16 protein-coding genes are annotated in these 18,140 nt (G+C 68.9%); 9 read left to right on the top strand and 7 right to left on the bottom strand.

Annotated features, from left to right (window positions below; all coding sequences use genetic code 11):
- Nucleotide 1 precedes the first annotated feature (1 nt).
- From ACIBBH_RS08000 to ACIBBH_RS07985, 4 genes are all read right to left on the bottom strand, one after another.
- Complete coding sequence (locus tag ACIBBH_RS08000; protein WP_399403105.1) at nucleotides 2–382, bottom strand: TadE family protein; 381 nt, start codon at nucleotides 380–382, stop codon at nucleotides 2–4.
- Nucleotides 379–1,629: a CpaE family protein gene (locus ACIBBH_RS07995; protein WP_399403103.1), complete on the bottom strand. Its 1,251-nt coding sequence runs from the start codon at nucleotides 1,627–1,629 to the stop codon at nucleotides 379–381. The genes ACIBBH_RS08000 and ACIBBH_RS07995 overlap by 4 nt, the downstream gene beginning before the upstream one ends.
- A gap of 12 nt (nucleotides 1,630–1,641) precedes the next feature.
- Nucleotides 1,642–2,343, bottom strand: a complete 702-nt coding sequence (cpaB, locus tag ACIBBH_RS07990; RefSeq protein ID WP_399403102.1) for a Flp pilus assembly protein CpaB — start codon at nucleotides 2,341–2,343, stop codon at nucleotides 1,642–1,644.
- A 73-nt stretch (nucleotides 2,344–2,416) separates the two neighbouring features.
- Nucleotides 2,417–3,280, bottom strand: a complete 864-nt coding sequence (locus ACIBBH_RS07985; RefSeq protein ID WP_399403100.1) for a hypothetical protein — start codon at nucleotides 3,278–3,280, stop codon at nucleotides 2,417–2,419.
- A 250-nt stretch (nucleotides 3,281–3,530) separates the two neighbouring features.
- Between ACIBBH_RS07985 and ACIBBH_RS07980 the strand changes: the two genes are divergently transcribed.
- The 5 genes from ACIBBH_RS07980 to ACIBBH_RS07960 all read left to right on the top strand — a co-directional run bounded on the left by ACIBBH_RS07980 (nucleotide 3,531) and on the right by ACIBBH_RS07960 (nucleotide 11,053).
- Nucleotides 3,531–5,237 (top strand): chitinase, encoded by a 1,707-nt coding sequence (locus ACIBBH_RS07980; protein ID WP_399403098.1) that lies wholly within the window; start codon nucleotides 3,531–3,533, stop codon nucleotides 5,235–5,237.
- A gap of 66 nt (nucleotides 5,238–5,303) precedes the next feature.
- Nucleotides 5,304–5,786 carry an SseB family protein gene (locus ACIBBH_RS07975; protein WP_399403096.1) on the top strand — a complete coding sequence of 161 codons (483 nt, stop codon included), beginning with the start codon at nucleotides 5,304–5,306 and terminating at the stop codon, nucleotides 5,784–5,786.
- The gene (locus ACIBBH_RS07970) at nucleotides 5,783–6,274 is read left to right on the top strand and encodes a hypothetical protein (RefSeq protein ID WP_399403094.1); all 492 of its coding nucleotides are present in this window, start codon (nucleotides 5,783–5,785) and stop codon (nucleotides 6,272–6,274) included. Before ACIBBH_RS07975 ends, ACIBBH_RS07970 begins: the two co-directional genes overlap by 4 nt.
- Before the next feature lie 12 nt (nucleotides 6,275–6,286).
- Nucleotides 6,287–10,750, top strand: a complete 4,464-nt coding sequence (locus ACIBBH_RS07965; RefSeq protein WP_399403092.1) for an HYD1 signature containing ADP-ribosyltransferase family protein — start codon at nucleotides 6,287–6,289, stop codon at nucleotides 10,748–10,750.
- A 3-nt stretch (nucleotides 10,751–10,753) separates the two neighbouring features.
- Nucleotides 10,754–11,053, top strand: coding sequence for a DUF6881 domain-containing protein (locus ACIBBH_RS07960; protein WP_399403090.1), 300 nt, complete (start codon nucleotides 10,754–10,756; stop codon nucleotides 11,051–11,053).
- 635 nt (nucleotides 11,054–11,688) lie between these two features.
- Here the strand turns inward: ACIBBH_RS07960 and ACIBBH_RS07955 are convergent.
- Nucleotides 11,689–12,093: an ATP-binding protein gene (locus ACIBBH_RS07955; RefSeq protein ID WP_399403088.1), complete on the bottom strand. Its 405-nt coding sequence runs from the start codon at nucleotides 12,091–12,093 to the stop codon at nucleotides 11,689–11,691.
- A 201-nt stretch (nucleotides 12,094–12,294) separates the two neighbouring features.
- Between ACIBBH_RS07955 and ACIBBH_RS07950 the strand changes: the two genes are divergently transcribed.
- The 4 genes from ACIBBH_RS07950 (at nucleotide 12,295) to ACIBBH_RS07935 (ending at nucleotide 15,766) form a co-directional block, all read left to right on the top strand.
- Complete coding sequence (locus tag ACIBBH_RS07950) at nucleotides 12,295–13,146, top strand: helix-turn-helix domain-containing protein (protein WP_399403087.1); 852 nt, start codon at nucleotides 12,295–12,297, stop codon at nucleotides 13,144–13,146.
- Between the two features lie 10 nt (nucleotides 13,147–13,156).
- Nucleotides 13,157–13,378: a DUF397 domain-containing protein gene (locus ACIBBH_RS07945; RefSeq protein WP_399403085.1), complete on the top strand. Its 222-nt coding sequence runs from the start codon at nucleotides 13,157–13,159 to the stop codon at nucleotides 13,376–13,378.
- Between the two features lie 70 nt (nucleotides 13,379–13,448).
- Nucleotides 13,449–14,186, top strand: a complete 738-nt coding sequence (locus tag ACIBBH_RS07940; protein WP_399403083.1) for a hypothetical protein — start codon at nucleotides 13,449–13,451, stop codon at nucleotides 14,184–14,186.
- Between the two features lie 236 nt (nucleotides 14,187–14,422).
- Nucleotides 14,423–15,766, top strand: a complete 1,344-nt coding sequence (locus ACIBBH_RS07935; RefSeq protein WP_399403081.1) for a M14 family metallopeptidase — start codon at nucleotides 14,423–14,425, stop codon at nucleotides 15,764–15,766.
- A gap of 15 nt (nucleotides 15,767–15,781) precedes the next feature.
- Here the strand turns inward: ACIBBH_RS07935 and ACIBBH_RS07930 are convergent, their stop codons facing one another.
- Together ACIBBH_RS07930 and ACIBBH_RS07925 are read right to left on the bottom strand one after the other, a co-directional pair.
- Nucleotides 15,782–16,306, bottom strand: a complete 525-nt coding sequence (locus ACIBBH_RS07930) for a hypothetical protein (RefSeq protein ID WP_399403079.1) — start codon at nucleotides 16,304–16,306, stop codon at nucleotides 15,782–15,784.
- A 271-nt stretch (nucleotides 16,307–16,577) separates the two neighbouring features.
- Nucleotides 16,578–18,053 carry a GntP family permease gene (locus ACIBBH_RS07925; RefSeq protein ID WP_399403077.1) on the bottom strand — a complete coding sequence of 492 codons (1,476 nt, stop codon included), beginning with the start codon at nucleotides 18,051–18,053 and terminating at the stop codon, nucleotides 16,578–16,580.
- Nucleotides 18,054–18,140: the final 87 nt, after the last annotated feature.

The following is an 18,140-nucleotide window of genomic DNA, read 5'->3' as shown; positions in this document are numbered from 1 at the left end:
CTCAGCGCTTCACCTCCTCCACGGTGCCCGCGTGGCCGTGCACCGTGACGGGGAAGGAGATCAGGCCCGGGAAGAGCACGGGAACCTTGATCTCGACGTCGGCGGTCACATAACCGGCCGGGCTGCACTTCACCGACGCGTCCCCCCTCCATGCCGCCGACAGGTGCTTCAGGCCCGCCTGCTCACAGGCGCTCTGGCGGGATCCCGCCGGCGGCGCCGCCGTCCCCGCCCGGGCCGCCTCGTCCGCAGCATTCCCGGCGAGCGTGAAGGTGTACCCCACGAGCACGCACTGCCACATCAGCACCAGCGTCAGCAGGATCAGCGGTGTCATGCCGAGGAACTCGATACTGACCTGGCCCCGATCGCCCTCCGGTCGTCTCACCCGCCCGCCTCCCTCCGGCGCCGGAGGCCCACCGGTCCCCGGTCGTTGCGCGCCCGGGAGCGCCGGGCGCCGTCCGGCGCTCTGACCAGGCCCAGCTCCCCCGCGAGGGCCCACAGGGCCTGCTTCACCGTGCTCTTGGCGTCGAGTTCGTGGACGCGCCCGGCGTCCACGGCGGCCTGGAGTTCCCTGAAGTTGGCGGGGACGGCCGTGCGGGCCAGCGCGGTGCCGGTGATGCGCTGGATGAGCGGCGGCTGGATCTCCGTACCGCGTGTGTGGCGGTTGACGACGACCGTGGTCTCCTCGGCCTTGCGGATCTGCAGCCGGTCCCACATCCGTACCGTGCGTTTGGCGGCGCGGACGGCGACCACGTCCGGGGTGGTCACGAGCAGCGCGGTGTCGGCCATCTCCACGGCGGCCGCGCCGGCGCCGCTGAGCTGCGCTCCGCAGTCGACGACGACGACCTCGTAGCGCGAGCGCAGGGCGCTGACGATCTGGCGGGCGGCGCGGTCGGTGACCTCCTCTCCGCGTTCGCCCTCGCCGGGGGCGAGCAGCAGGGCGAGACCGGTGTCGTGGCGGAAGACGGCGTCGGCGATGACGCGCGGGGAGATGTCCGTGATGGTCGCCAGGTCGACGACCGAGCGACGGAACTGGATGTCCAGGTAGGAGGCGATGTCGCCGGTCTGCAGGTCCATGTCGACGAGCGCGGTGGGGCGGCCGGACGCCTGGGCCGCGAGGGCGACCTGGATGGCGGCGAGGGTGGCGCCGACGCCTCCTTTGGCGCCGCTGACCGTGACGACGGTGCCGCCGGCGCCGCCGAGCACGTCGGGGCCGTGGCCGAGATGGCGTCGTACGCCGACGGACCACTGGGCGACGGCCTGGACCCGCATGGCCAGTTCCTCGTAGCCGAGCGGGAGGGTGACCAGGCCGCGGGCGCCGGAGTCCATGGCGGCGGCGAACAGGCCGGGGCCGGCGTCGGAGGTGACGAGGATGACGCCGACGGCCGGGAAGCGCAGGGCGACTTCGCGGATCAGCTCCAGTGCCGGAACCGGGCCGATCCGCTCGTGTACGACGACGACCTCGGGCAGCTCGTCGACGGATTCGGCGGCGAGGCGGGCCAGGGTGTCGACGAGCTGGGTGGAGTCGGCCACCGGTGGGACGGGTTCGGCGTCCGGGAGCTGGCTGAGCAGGGTGGTGAGGGTCCGGACGGCGTCCGCGTCACCGACCGCCGGGAGGATCCTGGTGGGCATGCGGGCCGCCTCTCACTTGTCCGTCGCGAGTTCGTACGTGCGGTCCTTGTCGGGGACGGTGGTCTCGCCGCCGGGGGCCACCAGGGCGAGCCGGACCCGCTGGGCGAACGACTCGGCGTACGTGATGCGCTGGGCGTCGACGGTGGACAGCGCGAAGGTGATCGGGACGGCGTCGGTGGGCTGCTGGTTCTTGTCGTCGGGCTCCAGGGAGGTCAGTCTGCCGACGTCGAGGACCCGGGCGTTGGTCACGATGATCTTCGACTGGTCGGGGTCGCTCTCCTTCTTGCCCTCGAAGGTGGCGTAGACGTTGACCCGGGAGCCGGGGGTGATCTTGCCGGCGACCCCGGTGGCCGCGTCGATCATGATCGCGACCTCCTGCTGGCCCGCCCGGAGCGCGGGCTGGTCGACGATCATGTCGGTCTGGAGCAGGGAGCCCTTGCGCAGGGTGGTCACGGCGATCTTGCCCTGGATCTCGCGGAGGCTGGTGACCGCGTTGGGCGACAGCCACCGCTCGGGCATCTTGACCTTCTCGAACTGCCCCGCGTTCAGGGTCGTGTAAGGCGCCACCTCGGACCGGACCCGGTACGCGGTGACCTCGGGCCCGACCTTGGACTGCACGTCATCGATGACGGAGAGCACGCCGGCGAACGCGCCGAGAGCGCACAGGACCGACAGGATCAGGAGTATCACGCCGCGGCGCTGACGGGAGTTCATCAACCGTGCAACCTCATTGGGGGAATCGGTCGAGCGGGGTCGAGGGGCTGAGCGGGGCGGTACGGGTTGCCTGTCAGGCGGGCGTGCGTTGTGCGAGCGCCCGGGGGGCGGGTGCCTCGTACACGGGCGGGGTGGCGGAGCAGAAGACGCAGCGGTCACCGATGACGTCGATGCCGCACCAGTGACAGCTGTTCTGCCGGACCGAGGTGACCAGTTGGTAGAGAACGGACAGATCGGCGAGATAGCTGCAGAACTCGACCACCTTCCCGGTCCCCCACCAGCCCGGTGACTCGGCGGGCAGCGGCACCTCGCGCATCCCGTGCACACCCCAGGACCTGCCCAGCGCGCTCCCGGCCCACTCGGACTGGAACTGCCCCTTGGCGACAAGCATCCAGGTGCTGAACTCCGGGCCGGTGAGGGTGGCGTCGGGCCCGACCCGGGCCAACTGCGGCTCGGGGTGGGCGACGACCGCGAACTGACTGCCGGGCACCCAGGACTTGGCGTGCGCCTTCAGGCCGACCGGAACGCGGTCCAGCTTGGCGACCGAGCCGAGAACCGCGCCGGCGTGGATGTAGTGGGTGAGCAGCCGGCCGGCGGAGGCGAGCACCCCCGGGCTGAGGTCGCAGGAGGCCAGCTGCCGCAGCTGGCGGGCGAGGACGGCGATGCCGAGGGGCGGCAGTTCGGGCCGGAACAGGGCGATGCGGTCGCTCTCCATGAGGGAGCGGAGGGTGTGCAGCCGCCGGGTCACCCCTTCGGGCGCGGCCCGCGACGACACGACGATGACGTGCCCGTGCTGCTCGACGAGCGCCTGGAGTTCGGCCAGGGCCTGCTCGAGCGGTCGCTGGTCCAGGTCCCGGAGCACGACGGCGGGCACGGTCCGCTCGTCCTGCGGCGGCAGCGCCATGTCGGCGCTGGTCACGGCAATGGCAGTTGGCACGCGCAGCTCCCCGCTCTTCACACCCGTCGGCCCGGGCGACTGTTACTCCCCTGCGCCGAGACGACTTCATTGCGTGACTACGTGAGCACTGTAACCACGCCGCTCTGGCCGGAGAACAGCGTTTGGGCAGCCGGGCAGGAACTGCCGTTGCGCAACACCGGTCAAATCGGGATGTGTTGAGCATCCCGCCCGCCCTCGATTTGGTCTGGACCTATTGACAGTCATATTGGTCTGGACCAACTTGGAGTCCATGCCTCCCGTTACCAGACCCAGCCGACCCATCCGTTGGGGCGCCTGCGGCACCCTCGCCCTGGCCGTCTCCCTCGCGGGCCTCACCGCCACCCCCGCGTCCGCGGCGGACGTGAACAACGTCAAGAACGCCGGCTTCGAGTCCGGCCTGAGCAACTGGACCTGTTCCGCGAACAGCGGTACGACGGTCACCTCCCCCGTACACGGCGGCACGGCCGCGCTGAAGGCGACGCCGGCCGGGCAGGACAACGCCCGGTGCACCCAGACCGTGGCGGTGAAGCCGAACTCGACGTACACCCTGAGCGCGTGGGCGCAGGGCGGCTACACCTATCTGGGCGTGACCGGCACGGGCACGACGGACGTGTCGGCCTGGACCCCGGACTCGACGTCGTGGAAGCAGCTGTCGACGACGTTCACCACGGGCGCGTCGACGACCTCGGTCACCGTCTACACCCACGGCTGGTACGGCCAGGCCGCGTACTACGCCGACGACGTCTCGGTCCACGGCCCCGACGGCGGCGGAGGCGGCGACCCGGCCCCGACGGTCCCGGCCGCGCCGGGCGGCCTGAGCGTGTCGGGTACCACGTCCTCGTCGGTGTCCCTCGCGTGGTCGGGGGTGACGGGGGCCACCGGCTACAACGTCTACCGGGGCGGTACGAAGGTGGCGTCGGTGTCGGGGACGTCGGCGACGGTGACCGGCCTCGCGGCTTCGACCTCCTACTCCTTCCAGGTCACGGCGACCAACTCGGCGGGCGAGTCGGCGAAGTCGGCGGCGGTGACGGCCACGACGGCGGCGTCGGGCGGGGGAGGTGGCGGGGGCACTCTGCCGAAGCACGCGGTGACGGGGTACTGGCAGAACTTCAACAACGGGGCCACGGTCCAGAAGCTCTCCGACGTCCCCTCCGCCTACGACATCATCGCGGTGGCCTTCGCGGACGCGACGTCGACGCCGGGCGCGGTGACCTTCAACCTCGACTCGGCGGGGCTCGGCGGCTACACGGTCGACCAGTTCAAGGCAGACATCCGGGCCAAGCAGGCCGCCGGGCAGAAGGTCATCGTCTCGGTCGGCGGCCAGAACGGCACGGTGTCGGTGAGCGACTCGGCTTCGGCGGCCAACTTCGCCGACTCGGTGTACTCCCTGATGCAGACGTACGGCTTCGACGGCGTCGACATCGACCTGGAGAACGGCCTCAACGCGACGTACATGAGCCAGGCGCTGCGGGCACTGGCGTCGAAGGCGGGCGCGTCGCTCGTCCTCACCATGGCACCGCAGACGATCGACATGCAGTCCACCTCGAACGCCTACTTCCAGACCGCCCTGAACGTGAAGGACATCCTCACGGTGGTCAACATGCAGTACTACAACAGCGGTTCGATGCTGGGCTGCGACGGCAAGGTGTACAGCCAGGGCTCGGTGGACTTCCTGACCGCCCTCGCCTGCATCCAACTGGAGGGCGGCCTGTCCCCCTCCCAGGTGGGCCTCGGCCTCCCGGCCTCGACCCGCGCGGCGGGCAGCGGGTACGTCTCGCCGACGGTGGTGAACAACGCGCTGGACTGCCTGACCAAGGGCACCGGCTGCGGTTCCTTCAAGCCCTCCAAGACCTATCCCGCCCTCCGGGGCGCGATGACCTGGTCCACCAACTGGGACGCGGCGTCGGGGAACGCTTGGTCGAGCGCGGTCGGGGCGCATGTGCACGGGTTGCCGTAGCGCCGTGCGGGTGGTGGCGTGATGCCGCATTGCAATCCGTAACCGCCTCGTGTGATGTTTGGGAACATGCGTACGGAGGGGGATGCCGTCGACCTGGTCGACGTCGTGCGGCGGGCGCGGGAGGGACACGCTCCGCCGCAGGACGTCTTCAACGCATTCCTCCGGGCCCGGGTGTACTGCGAACGCCCTCAAGAACCAGGGTTCTTGGCAGTGACAGTGCCGGAGGCCGTGGCGGGGGACGGCGGTCCGGGGCCCCGCTCCCGGCTCCTGGACTTGGTCGACGGGACGCTGCCGAAAGAACCGACGCCCCCGGCGGCCCGGTTGGTGCCCGTCTTCTCGTCGCTGGAGCAGTTCTCGCTGTTCGCGGGCGAGGGCGCCTGGTTCTCGACCACCGGTGCCGACGTGCTCGATCTGCTGCCGACGGGGCTCGACGTATGGCTGGATCCGGCCGCGGAGCACGCTGTGCGGCTGGCGTCGGCGGCCACCGGGGTCGAGCCGGTGCTGCGCATCTCGTATCGGAATCAAGTGAATCGGGGGAAGGTGTCGTGAGCGGCGGTCAGGGCTGGCTCATTCCCAAAGGCGCGGACGGCGGCGAATTCAAGTACGAAGTGCAGTTCCTGGAGTCGATCGCCCAGCCGCTGGAGGAGTCGACCGCGGCGGCCCGGAAGCTCGCCGGCGACCGGGCGGAAGAGCGCTTCGAGTTCGCCGCGCTGAACACTCTCGACAAGACCGGCGCGAACGACGTGACGGACGCGGTCAACACCTTCCTCGACAAGTGGTGCCACGGCCTCGGTTGCATCGCCGATGACGCGGACGTGATCGTCTCCGCTCTGAGCTCGACGATCAACACGTTTCTCGTCACCGAGACGAAGGTGGCGTACGAAATCATGATGGTCAGGCTGGAGAAGGAGTACAAGGACGACCACCCCGTGACGACGTGGCTGGAGGGGTACGGCATCACGGGCAAACAGCAACAGTTCAGTGAGCGCGTCGACAGCCCGCAGCAGGCTCAGGACCAGGGTCCGGGCCAGGAGTAGGGCAGTCACGCGATGACGGGGAAACATTTCTTCCGCAGGTTGTGGATCACCGCGGAGGACACGGTCCAGGACTGGGTGCCGGGCAAGCCGACCGAACTGGACCAGCTCATCAAGAAGCTGGCCGGCGCGGCGGCCCGCTTCGGCGCGGGCGCGGAACGGCTGCGCAAGCTGAACACCGACTCCTGGCAGGGCGAGGCAGCCGAAACGTTCAGGGAGGTCGTCAAACGGCTGCCGAAGGAGCTCGACGAGGCGCTGGACGCGTTCGTGACGGCCAGCCTGGCGGTGCTGGCCTACCGGGACGTCCTCGACGACGCCCAGCGTCTGACCCAACGGATCATCGAGCACGAGGCCCCCGCGGCGCGCGAGTTGTCGCGCATGTACGCGAAGGCTGTGGACGACTACAACGCGGCGGTGAAGTCCGGCGACACAACGGCGGCCAAGCCGCCCGAGGACGACCCCGGAACGACGTTGATGACCGAGCTCGTCGGGATGATCCAGTCCGCGCAGGGCGATGTCGAGGACGCCGCGAGTGCCGCCAAGCGCTCGCTGCACAAGGCGGCAGAGAACGCGCCGAAGCGGCCGAGCGGCTGGGCCCGGTTCAGGGGTGGCGTGAAGGAGGCCGTGAAGGACGTCACCGACTTCGCCCTCACGGTCGACCCCGGCCGTCTGCTGAGGGAGCCGGGCTCCTATCTCCACGACGGGGCGATGGCCCTCGACGGCGGCATCACGGCGGCGAAGGACCCCGTTGCCTTCTCGAAGAACGTCTACCAGGGCGTCTCCGACACCTGGGACGAGTTCGAGAAGGATCCGATGCGGATGTTGGGGTATTTCGCGCCCGGTGCGGTGGGCGGGGCGACGCTGCGTGGCGCGGGCGGGGCGTTGGCACGACGTCTCGACGGGCCGAACGCGCTTGCCCGGGCGACCGGGCTCGGCACGGGTGGCGATCACGTCGACGGCGGCGAACCGGGTGGCCACAGCAACAACAGCCCGGCCGCTCACCACGACCCCACCGACCCCGTCGACCTGGCCACGGGCAAGATGTACCTCCCGCAGACCGACCTCGCCCTGCCCGGCGTGCTGCCGCTGGTGTTCAAGCGCCGCGCGGAGTCCGGCTATCGCGCCGGCCGCTGGTTCGGCCCCTCGTGGTCGTCCACGGCCGATCAGCGCCTGGAGATCGAGGCCGAGCGCATCGTGTTCGTCCACGAGGACGGACTGATCCTGGTCTATCCCCACCCGAGGCCCGGCGAGGCGACGCTGCCGACGGAGGGTCCGCGCTGGCCACTGCGGGCGGAGCGGGAGGGCTACACCGTGTCCGACCCGCCCACAGGCCGGGTCTGGCACTTCACCGCACACGCGGACGACCACGCCCTGCTGGAACAGGTCGACGACCGCAACGGCAACTGGATCACCTTCGAGTACGACACGGACGGCGCCCCGGCCGCACTGGCGCACAGCGGCGGCCACCGCGTCCGGATCACGACCGAGGACCACCGGATCACGGCCCTGCACCTGGTCGGAGCCGCCTCCGACGGCGGCGACGAGGAGCTGATCCGGTACGGCTACTCGGATGCGGGCGACCTGACCGAGGTCGTCAACTCCTCCGGCCTGCCGCTGCGTTTCACATACGACGAAGCGGGCCGCATCACCTCCTGGACCGACACCAACGACCGCGGCTACACGTACGAGTACGACGACCGCGACCGCTGCGTCGCCGAGGGCGGCGCCGAAGGCCACATGAGCCTGCGCCTCGACTACGGCGAACGGGACCCGGAGACCGGGCTGCGCACCACGACGGCCACCACCGGCACCGGACACGTGCACCGCTACCTCGTGAACGGGCTGTGCCAGGTGGTCGCGGAGACCGACCCGCTGGGCGCGGTCACCCTCTTCGAGCGGGACCGTTACAACCGCCTGCTGTCCCGGACGGACCCGCTGGGCCACACGACGTCCTTCCGCTACGACGAGACGGGCAACCTGATATCCGTCGTTCGCCCGGACGGCCGCGAGGCGCGGGCCGAGTACAACGCCCTTCGCCTGCCGGTGTCGGTGGTGAACCCGGACGGCACGGTCGTCCGCCAGACGTACGACGAGCGTGGCAACAGGACGTCGGTCACCGCCCCGACGGGCCAGACCACCCGCTTCACCTACGACGAGGCAGGCCACCTCACCGCGGTCACCGACCCCCTCGGCCACACGACGACGGTCCGCTGCGACCGGGCCGGCCTCCCCATCGAGGTCACAGACCCGCTCGGCGCGGTCACCCGCTACGAACGTGACGCTTTCGGCCGACCTGTCACACTCACAGACCCGACAGGGGCGGTGACCCGCCTGGAGTGGACCGTGGAGGGCCACCTGGCCCGCCGTACCGCCGCCGACGGAACAACCGAGTCCTGGACGTACGACGGCGAGGGCAACTGCACCAGTCACACCGACCCTCTGGGTGGCGTCTCCCACTTCGAGTACACCCACTTCGACCTGCTGGCGGCACGGACGGGCCCGGACGGCGTCCGCTACGAGTTCACCCACGACACGGAACTGCGCCTGACGGAGGTCACGAACCCGCAGGGCCTGACGTGGACGTACGCGTACGACGCGGCCGGCCGCCTGGTGGCGGAGACGGACTTCGACGACCGCACGCTGACGTACGAGTACGACGCGGCCGGTCGCCTCACGGGGCGGCGGAACGCGCTCGGCGAGGCGGTGTCCTTCGAGCGCAACGAGCTGGGCCAGGTGCTCCGCAAGGACGCGGCAGGCCAGGTCACGGTGCACGCCTACGACCTGACCGACCAGCTCGCTCAGGCGACGGGCCCGGACGGTACGACGCTGACGTTGCTGAGAGACCGCTACGGCCGGCTGCACTCGGAGACGGTTGACGGCCGGACGCTGACGTACACGTACGACGCGCTGGGCCGCCGGACGGGCCGTACGACGCCCATGGGGGCCAGGACGACGTGGTCGTACGACGCCTGCGGGCGCCGCACGGGCATGGTGGCCTCGGGCCGTGCGATCGACTTCACGTACGACGAGGCGGGCCGCGAGCTGACCCGCCGCATCGGCGGAACGATCGCGTTGCAGCACACCTTCGACGTCCTGGGCCGCCTGACCGCCCAGTCCGTGACGGGAGCCGGGGGCCGCACGGTCCAGCACCGGACGTACACGTACCGCGCCGACGGTAACTTGATCGGCGTCGACGACCTACTCACCGGCTCCCGCCGCTTCGACCTGGACACGACGGGACGGGTGACAGCCGTCCATGCGGCGAACTGGACGGAGCGGTACGCCTACGACGAGGCAGGCAACCAGACCCAGGCGTCCTGGCCGCCGGACCACCCGGGCGGCGAGGCAACGGGTGCGCGCTCCTACGTGGGCACCCGCATCACCCGAGCCGGCAACGTCCGCTACGAACACGACGCCCTGGGCCGCATCACCCTCCGCCAGAAAACCCGGCTGTCCCGCAAACCGGACACCTGGCGCTACGAATGGAACGCCGAGGACCGCCTGACCTCGGTGGTGAACCCCGACGGCACCCGCTGGCGCTACACGTACGACCCCCTGGGCCGGCGCACGGCGAAACTCCGCCTGGCGGACGACGGCGAAACGGTGCTGGAGAGGGTGGACTTCACCTGGGACGGCACCACCCTCTGCGAACAGACCACCACGTCCCCCGACCTCCCCAACCCGGTCACCCTCACCTGGGACCACCAGGGCCTACGGCCGTTGTCCCAAACGGAACGCATCACCGCGGCCGACGCCCCCCAGGAGGAGATCGACTCCCGCTTCTTCGCCATCGTCACCGACCTGGTCGGCACGCCGAACGAACTCATCGATGAACAGGGTGACATCGCCTGGCGTACCCGAAGCAGGCTGTGGGGGACAACGGCGTGGGCGGCCAACAGCACCGCCTACACGCCCTTACGGTTCCCGGGCCAGTACTACGACCCCGAAACCGGCCTGCACTACAACTACTTCCGCCACTACGACCCTGAAACCGCCCGATACCTCACTCCTGACCCTTTTGGGCTCGCACCATCACCCAATCCGGATACCTACGTTCCAAATCCTCACAGGTGGGGAGATCCTCTGGGACTGGCACCGGTAGAATGCCCTCACCGCACGGAAAGAGTCCCTGACGAAGACCTGAGGACTCTGTATCACTACACAAATGAAAAGGGATACAACGGGATCCTCGAAAGCAATGAGCTACGCGCATCCCTGAAAGCAAACAATGTCAACGATGCACGCTTCGGGGATGGGCAGTATCTTTCCGACATACAACCTGGAACGAAAACCCGAGGACAGCTTTCATACGCCTTCGTCCGCCTACCCTGGGCCGGGCACAAGTTCACTCACTACATAGAGGTAGACGTCCGTGGACTTGAGGTCATGCGGTCAGTTGAGCGACCTGACGTCTACGTGATACACAACCAGGGGCCGCTCGATGTAACGGGTCGCATTGTCAGTCACGGAAAGAGCTGAGTCATGAAATATTGGAAGGTCGACTGGTTGCACGATTTTGAATCCGAGCCGACGGCATTTTATAGCGAGATCGGGAGCGATGGGTACGAAGTACGCAAGATCCAGCTTTATCGGGACGGACGGATACTGAAATCTGATAAATTCCACGAGTCTGGAGAAATCGGCTTGAGTGAAATCCCCGTGGGCGCCATCGAAGATGTGGCTAGCCAGCCAGAATTTTCCGCCGCTTTGATCAGCCAAGAAGAATTCGAGCAGGTATGGCAGTTGGCCTCATGGTCCACCGGGAATTCCCGCTCTTCCTGAGAGAAGACCTGCATTCCGTCCTGTCCGCGACTCAGAAATGACAGCAGCCTGCATCGGTTCTCAGATGGCGCGGCACGGCTCAGTCTGGCCAGCGGGCGATCACAGGGGAGTACAGACTTCATCTGAGAGTGTCGCTTCATCCGACGCCCGACCCAATGCACCTCCTCCTGCTTCTCGCCCAGCCTCGGCCAACCGCCCCCCGTTTCATTAACGGGGCGGCGCTCATGTTGAGACACCCGGGTCCGCTCGCGGCTCCTCCCCGGCGCCCCCGTATGCCATTCGCCGAGAACATGGTCTCCTTGGCCGGCTGATCCACTGACGCCCTGACGGGCACACCACGGCGCTAAATTCTACCTCAAGGCACTTTCGTATTTCGAGCTCATCATCCTGCGTCTCCAGCAGATCCCGATCCCGGAAAGACTCCGACGCGAAAATAATGAGACGGGGCAGGCCAGCCCCGGTGCCACGTGCGTCTTCATCATTCGGTCAGCCGCCTGCCGCTTTTGGAACTGGCACCAGGACCTGGTCGCAGCCCATCGCATCCTGATGTCCGAGCCCGACAGTCCCTGGCTCAACGTTCCGTTCCGGTGACCGACCCCGCCCAGCCGGGTCCCCGGAAGACCCGGTGCAGCGCCTCACGCCGTCTCCAGCTCGCACCACACGTACTTCCCCCGGTCCCCGAACCGCGCCGACGGCTGCCAGCCCCAGTACTGCGCGCAGGCCCTCACCAGCCCCAGCCCCCGCCCGTCCTCCAGCTCGGCGGCCTGGTCCAGCGGTCGGGGCGGAGGGGGCGGCTCGGGATCCGAGTCCCAGGCCCCGATCCAGACCACGCCCTGCGGGGTGCGGCGGACCCGGAGCGCAGCCGGTCCCTTGGTGTGTCGTACGGCGTTGGAGACCAGCTCCGTCGCGAGGAGTTCCGCGGTGTCGACCAGGCCGATCAGGCCGTGCAGGGTGAGGATCAGGCGCAGGGTGCGGCGGCAGACGGTGACGGCTCTGGGGTCGTTCGGGATGAAGAGGGTGTAGTCCCAGGTTTCGGGCATGCGTCAACTCCCAATAGGTGAGGGTGATCGGCGCGCGGTGGCATTGCCGCAGCCGCCATGGCAGGGCGGAGCGGTGCGCTTCCGCTGTGTGTGCGCTACGTCACTGACCGTAGAGCATAAATTTTTGCTCACGCAAGCCGGTCGCGTAACCTGGCCCCGAACGAGGCAGACAGGCAAGCCTGTTAAGGGCTGGGAGGGCACGTGGCACCGAGAAGCCAACCCACCGCACGGCAGGTGCGTCTGGGTGTCGAGCTGCGCAGGCTGCGGGAGGCGGCCGGTCTGAAGGCACGCGAGGTGGCGGCCCTGCTCAGCTCGACCTCCGCCCAGATGAGTCAGGTCGAGGCGGGTCTCGCGGGCGTCAGTGAGGAGCGGGTACGACGTCTCGCGGCCCACTATGCCTGTGCCGACCAAACATTGATCGAGGCTCTGGTCTCGATGGCCACCGACCGCACGCATGGCTGGTGGGAGGAGTATCGCGGCGTGCTCCCGCCGGTGTTCCTGGATGTAGCCGAGACCGAGTATCACGGCACGTTCCTGCGTGAGATCGTCACCAGCCACGTGCCCGGGCTGCTCCAGACCCCGGACTACGCCCGCGCCGTCTTCGGCTACATGGTCCCGGAACTGCCGGAGAGCGAGCTGAGACCTCGCGTCGAGCACCGGATGAGGCGCAGGTTCGTACTGGAGCGTGACGTCCCCATCCCGTACGAGACGATCATCCATGAGGCGGCACTACGCATCCTGGTGTCGGATCGCCGTACCGCCCGTGCGCAACTCCTGGAAGTCCTGCGGGCGATCGAGCGCGGAAACGCCACGGTGCGCGTCATCCCGTTGTCGCAGGAGGGATTCGCCGGGGCGGGGATCGAGATGATGTACGTGGGCGGCCCGCTCCCCCAGTTGGATACGGTGCTGCGCGACGCTCCGCACGGCACGGCCTTCATCGATGCCGAATCTCAGCTGGCGCGCTTCCGCGCCATGCTCCATAAGGTGGGGAAGGCAGCACTACAGCCCGTGGAGTCACGGAACTTCATCCACCGCATGACGAAGGAAATGTGAGGGCACCCGCATGACCCAGGCCGTCCGCTGGCAGAAGTCGTCGTACTCCGGCGGAGGCGATGGCAACACCTGCGTCGAGATCGCTGAGATCGACACTCACATAGCCATCCGCGACTCCAAGGCCCCGGCCAGAGCCACCCTCACCTTCCCGGCCGGCGCCTTCACCCCCTTCATCGAGGCCCTGAAGCAGAGCCCCTCCGCGGCGGACCCGTATGTGCGTCTCGACCGGTGACGCCGCCTTCTCCGGCACCATCCTGTACTGCGGGCGGCTGCATCACCCCGTGCACGGTCTCATTCATGTCATGGGGTATCAGAACACCGCCGTGAACCTGGCGGACGGGCCGAACGCCATGCTGCTGCACCTGCCCACGCGGCAGGTCGCGCCTCAGCAGTTCGTCTCCACCGGACGCAGCGACGACATCCTGCGCCGGATGGTCGACGCCGTCGAAGCCACGGACGCCGAGGATGACGGCATCGCGTGGATGGGCGCGGGGCCGGAGCCCGTGCAGGTCTTCGAGCACGATGTCTACACCGTGCTGCTCGCCTCCGACCCCACCTTGATACCCGCCACGCTCCATCGAGTGCCCCCGCATCGGCGACCCCGGCTCAACCCGGAGCTCCTGCGCTTCTACGCCGAGCACTTCCCCGACCACACCATCGCCGTCTGCTGCTTCGACAACGCCGATGCGCAACGGGCCAAGCCCTTGCTGGTCTGGTATTCGCCGCACGACCCCGACCAGTTGACCCTGCCGGCCCTGGACAGTCACACCGGTGGCGCGCCGGATCTCGACGCCGACGTCCCCGTGGACCACTGGGTGCTGTTCTCCACCGACCAGGCCCCGGACGGCTGGGGCGCCCCCGTCGCCTACCCGGCCCGCATGCGGCACAGCCTGCGCGCCTTCCTTCCCGGCACGGTCGTGGGCCGTTACTACGGCGACGGGCAGGCACTGGCCAACGGGGACTTCTGCATCAGTCACTCCGACCTGCTCGGCGGCGACCTCGACCGCGTCGAGCGGCGCCGTCCGAGCCTCGTTCCGTAGACCACCGTTCGAGGAGACCGCACTCGGCGGTTTCCGGTCGGACCCTTTTATCGTTACTTGACCTGACCATGACATCGCTGGACCATGGAGCGCCGACCGGCACAGCGGACGCACAGCAGACCCCGCCCCCGGTCCGCACCCCACCCGCACGTCGCACTGAAGCACACCCCCCAGCTCCCAGCTCCACTCCCCACATTCCGGCGATCCCGGAATTCCTGGAGACCCAAGGAGAGTTCATGCGACTTCGCACCCGTGGCTCAGGCGCGCGCGGCAGCAGACGTATCGCCGGGCTCGGCGCGCTGCTGGCCCTCGCCCTCGCCGCTCCCGTCTGGTCGACGGCCACCGACGCCAGCGCCGACAGCGCCAGGAGGGTCGCGCCCTCCGGCGACGACATCCGGCAGTACGAGATCCACCAGAGCACGACCCCCGTTACCCGTACCGCCATCCAGGCGGCCGGCGTCACGGTCGACGAGGCCGATGAGGAGACCGTGGTCGTCTCCGGGCGGGCGGACCAGATCCGTGAGCTGCGCCGACTCGGTTACAGCGTCACCCCGTTGGGGGCGGCGCCGGAGCGGTCCGGGGCGCGGCTGTACGACTTTCCGACCGCCGACTCGAAGTACCACAACTACGCCGAGATGAACACGGAGATCGACCAGCGGCTGGCCGCCTACCCGGGCATCATGAGCAAGCGGGTGATCGGCAGGTCGTACCAGGGCCGGGACATCGTCGCCATCAAGGTGAGCGACAACGTGGGCACCGACGAGAACGAGCCCGAGGTGCTGCTCACCTTCCACCAGCACGCCCGCGAGCACCTCACCGTGGAGATGGCGCTGTACCTGCTGCGGGAGCTGGGCGCCGGGTACGGGACCGACTCCAGGGTCACCGGCATCGTCAACAGCCGGGAGATATGGATCGTCCCGGACCTGAACCCGGACGGCGGGGAGTACGACATCGCCACCGGGTCGTACCGGTCCTGGCGGAAGAACCGGCAGCCCAACTCCGGGTCGTCGTACGTCGGAACCGACCTCAACCGGAACTGGAACTACAAGTGGGGCTGCTGCGGCGGCTCGTCGGGGTCGACGTCGTCCGAGACCTACCGGGGGGCCGCAGCCGAGTCCGCGCCCGAGGTGAAGGTGGTCGCCGACTTCGTGCGCGGCCGGGTCGTCGGCGGCAAGCAGCAGATCAAGGCGGGCATCGACTTCCACACGTACAGCGAACTGGTGTTGTGGCCGTTCGGGTACACGTACTCCGACACGGCCACCGGGATGACGGCGGACGACGCCGCCGCCTTCAAGGCCGTGGGACAGAAGATGGCCGCCAGCAACGGGTACACGGCGGAGCAGTCCAGCGACCTCTACATCACGGACGGGTCGATCGACGACTACCTGTGGGGCAGCCAGAAGATCTTCGACTACACCTTCGAGATGTACCCGACGTCCGCTTTCGGCGGTGGGTTCTACCCGCCCGACGAGGTGATCGAGCGGGAGACCTCGCGCAACAAGGACGCGGTGTTCCAGCTGCTGGAGAACGCGGACTGCATGTACCGGTCCATCGGGAAGGAAGCCCAGTACTGCAGCTAGGAGAGATCCTGGTCGCTAGTCGGTCTCCATCGGCTCGGTGTCTTCCTCGAAGTAGGCGTCCAGCACCGCGTCCAGCTGCTCGTCCCACTCCTTGAAGCGGCTCCTGGCCGTCGCCTCGATCTCGATCGGGTACCAGCGGCGGTCGGGAGTGTGCACCGTGACGGTGTACCGCTTGCCGAAGCGGGGGATCTCCGTCTCGACCGCGCCGATCTCGTCCCAGCGGAACTCGCATGCCTCCTCGTCGAGGCGGAGACGGACACCCCGGTGGTCGGCCACGATCTTCGCGCGGCGGTCGGAGGCCTCGAAGACGGGGCCCTCGGGGGTCTCGTCCTCCTCCTCGGTCGCGTCATCGGCGGCGGGCTCCGCCGGAACCTCCGGCTCCGGCTCCGACTGCGACTCCGCCTTCGTCGGACTGGACGTCACCTCGGGCTTGGCGTCCTCCGGCTGCCCCGCCGCAGGCGAGGTGAGCCCGGGAACGAAGGCCGGGTCGAATCCGGCGCCCTCCAGGGGCTGGCTGCTCGAACCTATGCGCTGCTCCACGGCGGAAGTATGGACGACATTCCTGTGCCGGAACCAGCCAGCCCACCATTCACCCGGGTTCGCCCGGGTCACTCGTCCGAAATGACGCGTACCGTCCCTCGCGGAGGAGTTCGGGCGGCAGGCTGCGGATGTCGTTGGCGGTGGCCATGACGGAGGCGCGGGACTGGGACGGTTCCAAGCCTCGGCGGCCAGGGCGAGATCGTCGCCCCGGCCGTCGCCGTCGCGCGGGAGCAGGTCACTGGACCGAGGCAGACAACCATCCTGCCCGCGGCTACACGAACACGCTCAGCGCCCCTGCCACCGCGAACCCCACCACCGACAGCACCGTCTCCAGCACGGTCCACGTCTTCAGCGTGTCCCGCTCGGTGATGCCGAAGTACTTGGCGACCATCCAGAAGCCCCCGTCGTTGACGTGCGAGGCGAAGATGGAGCCGGCCGAGATGGCGATGATGACGAGGGCGACGAAGGGCTGGGAGTGGTCGCCCTCGGACAGCAGGGGCGCCACGATGCCCGCCGTCGTCACGATCGCGACCGTCGCCGAGCCCTGCGCGACCCGCAGCACCACGGAGATCAGGTAGGAGAGGACGAGCATCGGCAGGCCGACGTCGTGGAAGGTGTCCGACAGGGCCTGGGCGACACCGCTGGCCTTGAGGACCGCGCCGAAGACACCGCCCGCGCCGACCACCAGCAGGATGTTGCCGACCGGCTTCAGCGAGGCGGTCGACACCGTCTCCAGGGACTTGCGGGACCAGCCGCGCCGGATGCCGAGCAGGTAGTAGGCGAGCAGCAGGGCGATGGTGAGGGCGACGAAGGGGTGTCCGAAGAACTCGATGACCGAGCGGCCGGTGGAGGGGTCCAGGGCGACGGAGGAGAAGGTGGCGGCGAGGATCAGCACCAGCGGGGTGCCGATGATGCCGAGGACCGTGCCGAGCGGCACCGGCTCCTCCCGCGGCTCGACGCCCGCGCGCCGCTGCTCCTCGACGACCGCGCGCTTCGCCTCGTCCGCGGCCTCGACCATGTCCTGCGGTACGGCGACGAAGATGCGCCTGCCGATCCAGGCCGAGAAGGCCCAGGCGGCGAGCACGGCCGGTATGCCGCAGACGACGCCCATGAGGATGATCCAGCCGAGCTGGACGTGCAGCAGACCGGCGGCGGCGACCGGGCCGGGGTGCGGCGGCAGGAAGGCGTGGGTCATCGACAGGCCCGCGAGCAGGGGCAGGCAGTAGAGCAGGATGGACTTGCCGGACCGCTTGGCGGCGGCGTAGACGATCGGCGCGAGGACGAAGATGCCGACGTCGAAGAAGACCGGGATACCGAAGATCAGGCCGGTCAGGCCCATGGCGAGCGGGGCGCGCCGCTCCCCGAAGAGGCCGAGCAGCCGGGACGCCAGCACCTCCGCGCCGCCGCTGACCTCGAGGATCGCGCCGAGCATGGTGCCCAGCCCGATGATGATCGCGACGTGGCCGAGGATGCCGCCCATGCCGGACTCGATGGTGGAGACGGCGTCCGAGCGCTGGACGGTGCCGAAGAGTTCGGTGACCGACAGGCCGGCCAGCAGGCCGACGGCTATGGAGACGGCGAGCAGGGCGACGAAGGGCTGGAGTCTCGCCTTGATGATCAGGAACAGCAGGAGCGCGATACCGAGGGCGGCGACCAGCAGCAGTCCGGTGGTGCCGTCGACGAGGAGGAGCAGGCCTCCGGTGTGGGGTGGGGTCGCGGGGGCGGTTGCGGCGAGCGGATGGGACATCGGGGGGTCCTCTGGTTAAGGGCATGATGCTTTCGGGCAGGGGGAATCGCGGCACGGCTCCCCGGGGGTGGTGGGGTGCCGTGCCGG

The organism is Streptomyces sp. NPDC051636 (assembly GCF_044453765.1).
Taxonomy (GTDB): domain Bacteria; phylum Actinomycetota; class Actinomycetes; order Streptomycetales; family Streptomycetaceae; genus Streptomyces.
This window is presented reverse-complemented; position numbering and strand designations above follow the sequence as displayed.

Excerpts from the sequence above, each read along its gene's own strand:
- ACIBBH_RS07995 (WP_399403103.1), bottom strand. The coding sequence starts at position 1,629 with ATGCCCACCAGGATCCTCCCGGCGGTCGGTGACGCGGACGCCGTCCGG.
- cpaB (WP_399403102.1), bottom strand. The coding sequence starts at position 2,343 with ATGAACTCCCGTCAGCGCCGCGGCGTGATACTCCTGATCCTGTCGGTC.
- ACIBBH_RS07980 (WP_399403098.1), top strand. The coding sequence starts at position 3,531 with ATGCCTCCCGTTACCAGACCCAGCCGACCCATCCGTTGGGGCGCCTGC.
- ACIBBH_RS07975 (WP_399403096.1), top strand. The coding sequence starts at position 5,304 with ATGCGTACGGAGGGGGATGCCGTCGACCTGGTCGACGTCGTGCGGCGG.
- ACIBBH_RS07965 (WP_399403092.1), top strand. The coding sequence starts at position 6,287 with ATGACGGGGAAACATTTCTTCCGCAGGTTGTGGATCACCGCGGAGGAC.
- ACIBBH_RS07960 (WP_399403090.1), top strand. The coding sequence starts at position 10,754 with ATGAAATATTGGAAGGTCGACTGGTTGCACGATTTTGAATCCGAGCCG.
- ACIBBH_RS07955 (WP_399403088.1), bottom strand. The coding sequence starts at position 12,093 with ATGCCCGAAACCTGGGACTACACCCTCTTCATCCCGAACGACCCCAGA.
- ACIBBH_RS07945 (WP_399403085.1), top strand. The coding sequence starts at position 13,157 with ATGACCCAGGCCGTCCGCTGGCAGAAGTCGTCGTACTCCGGCGGAGGC.
- ACIBBH_RS07940 (WP_399403083.1), top strand. The coding sequence starts at position 13,449 with ATGGGGTATCAGAACACCGCCGTGAACCTGGCGGACGGGCCGAACGCC.
- ACIBBH_RS07935 (WP_399403081.1), top strand. The coding sequence starts at position 14,423 with ATGCGACTTCGCACCCGTGGCTCAGGCGCGCGCGGCAGCAGACGTATC.
- ACIBBH_RS07925 (WP_399403077.1), bottom strand. The coding sequence starts at position 18,053 with ATGTCCCATCCGCTCGCCGCAACCGCCCCCGCGACCCCACCCCACACC.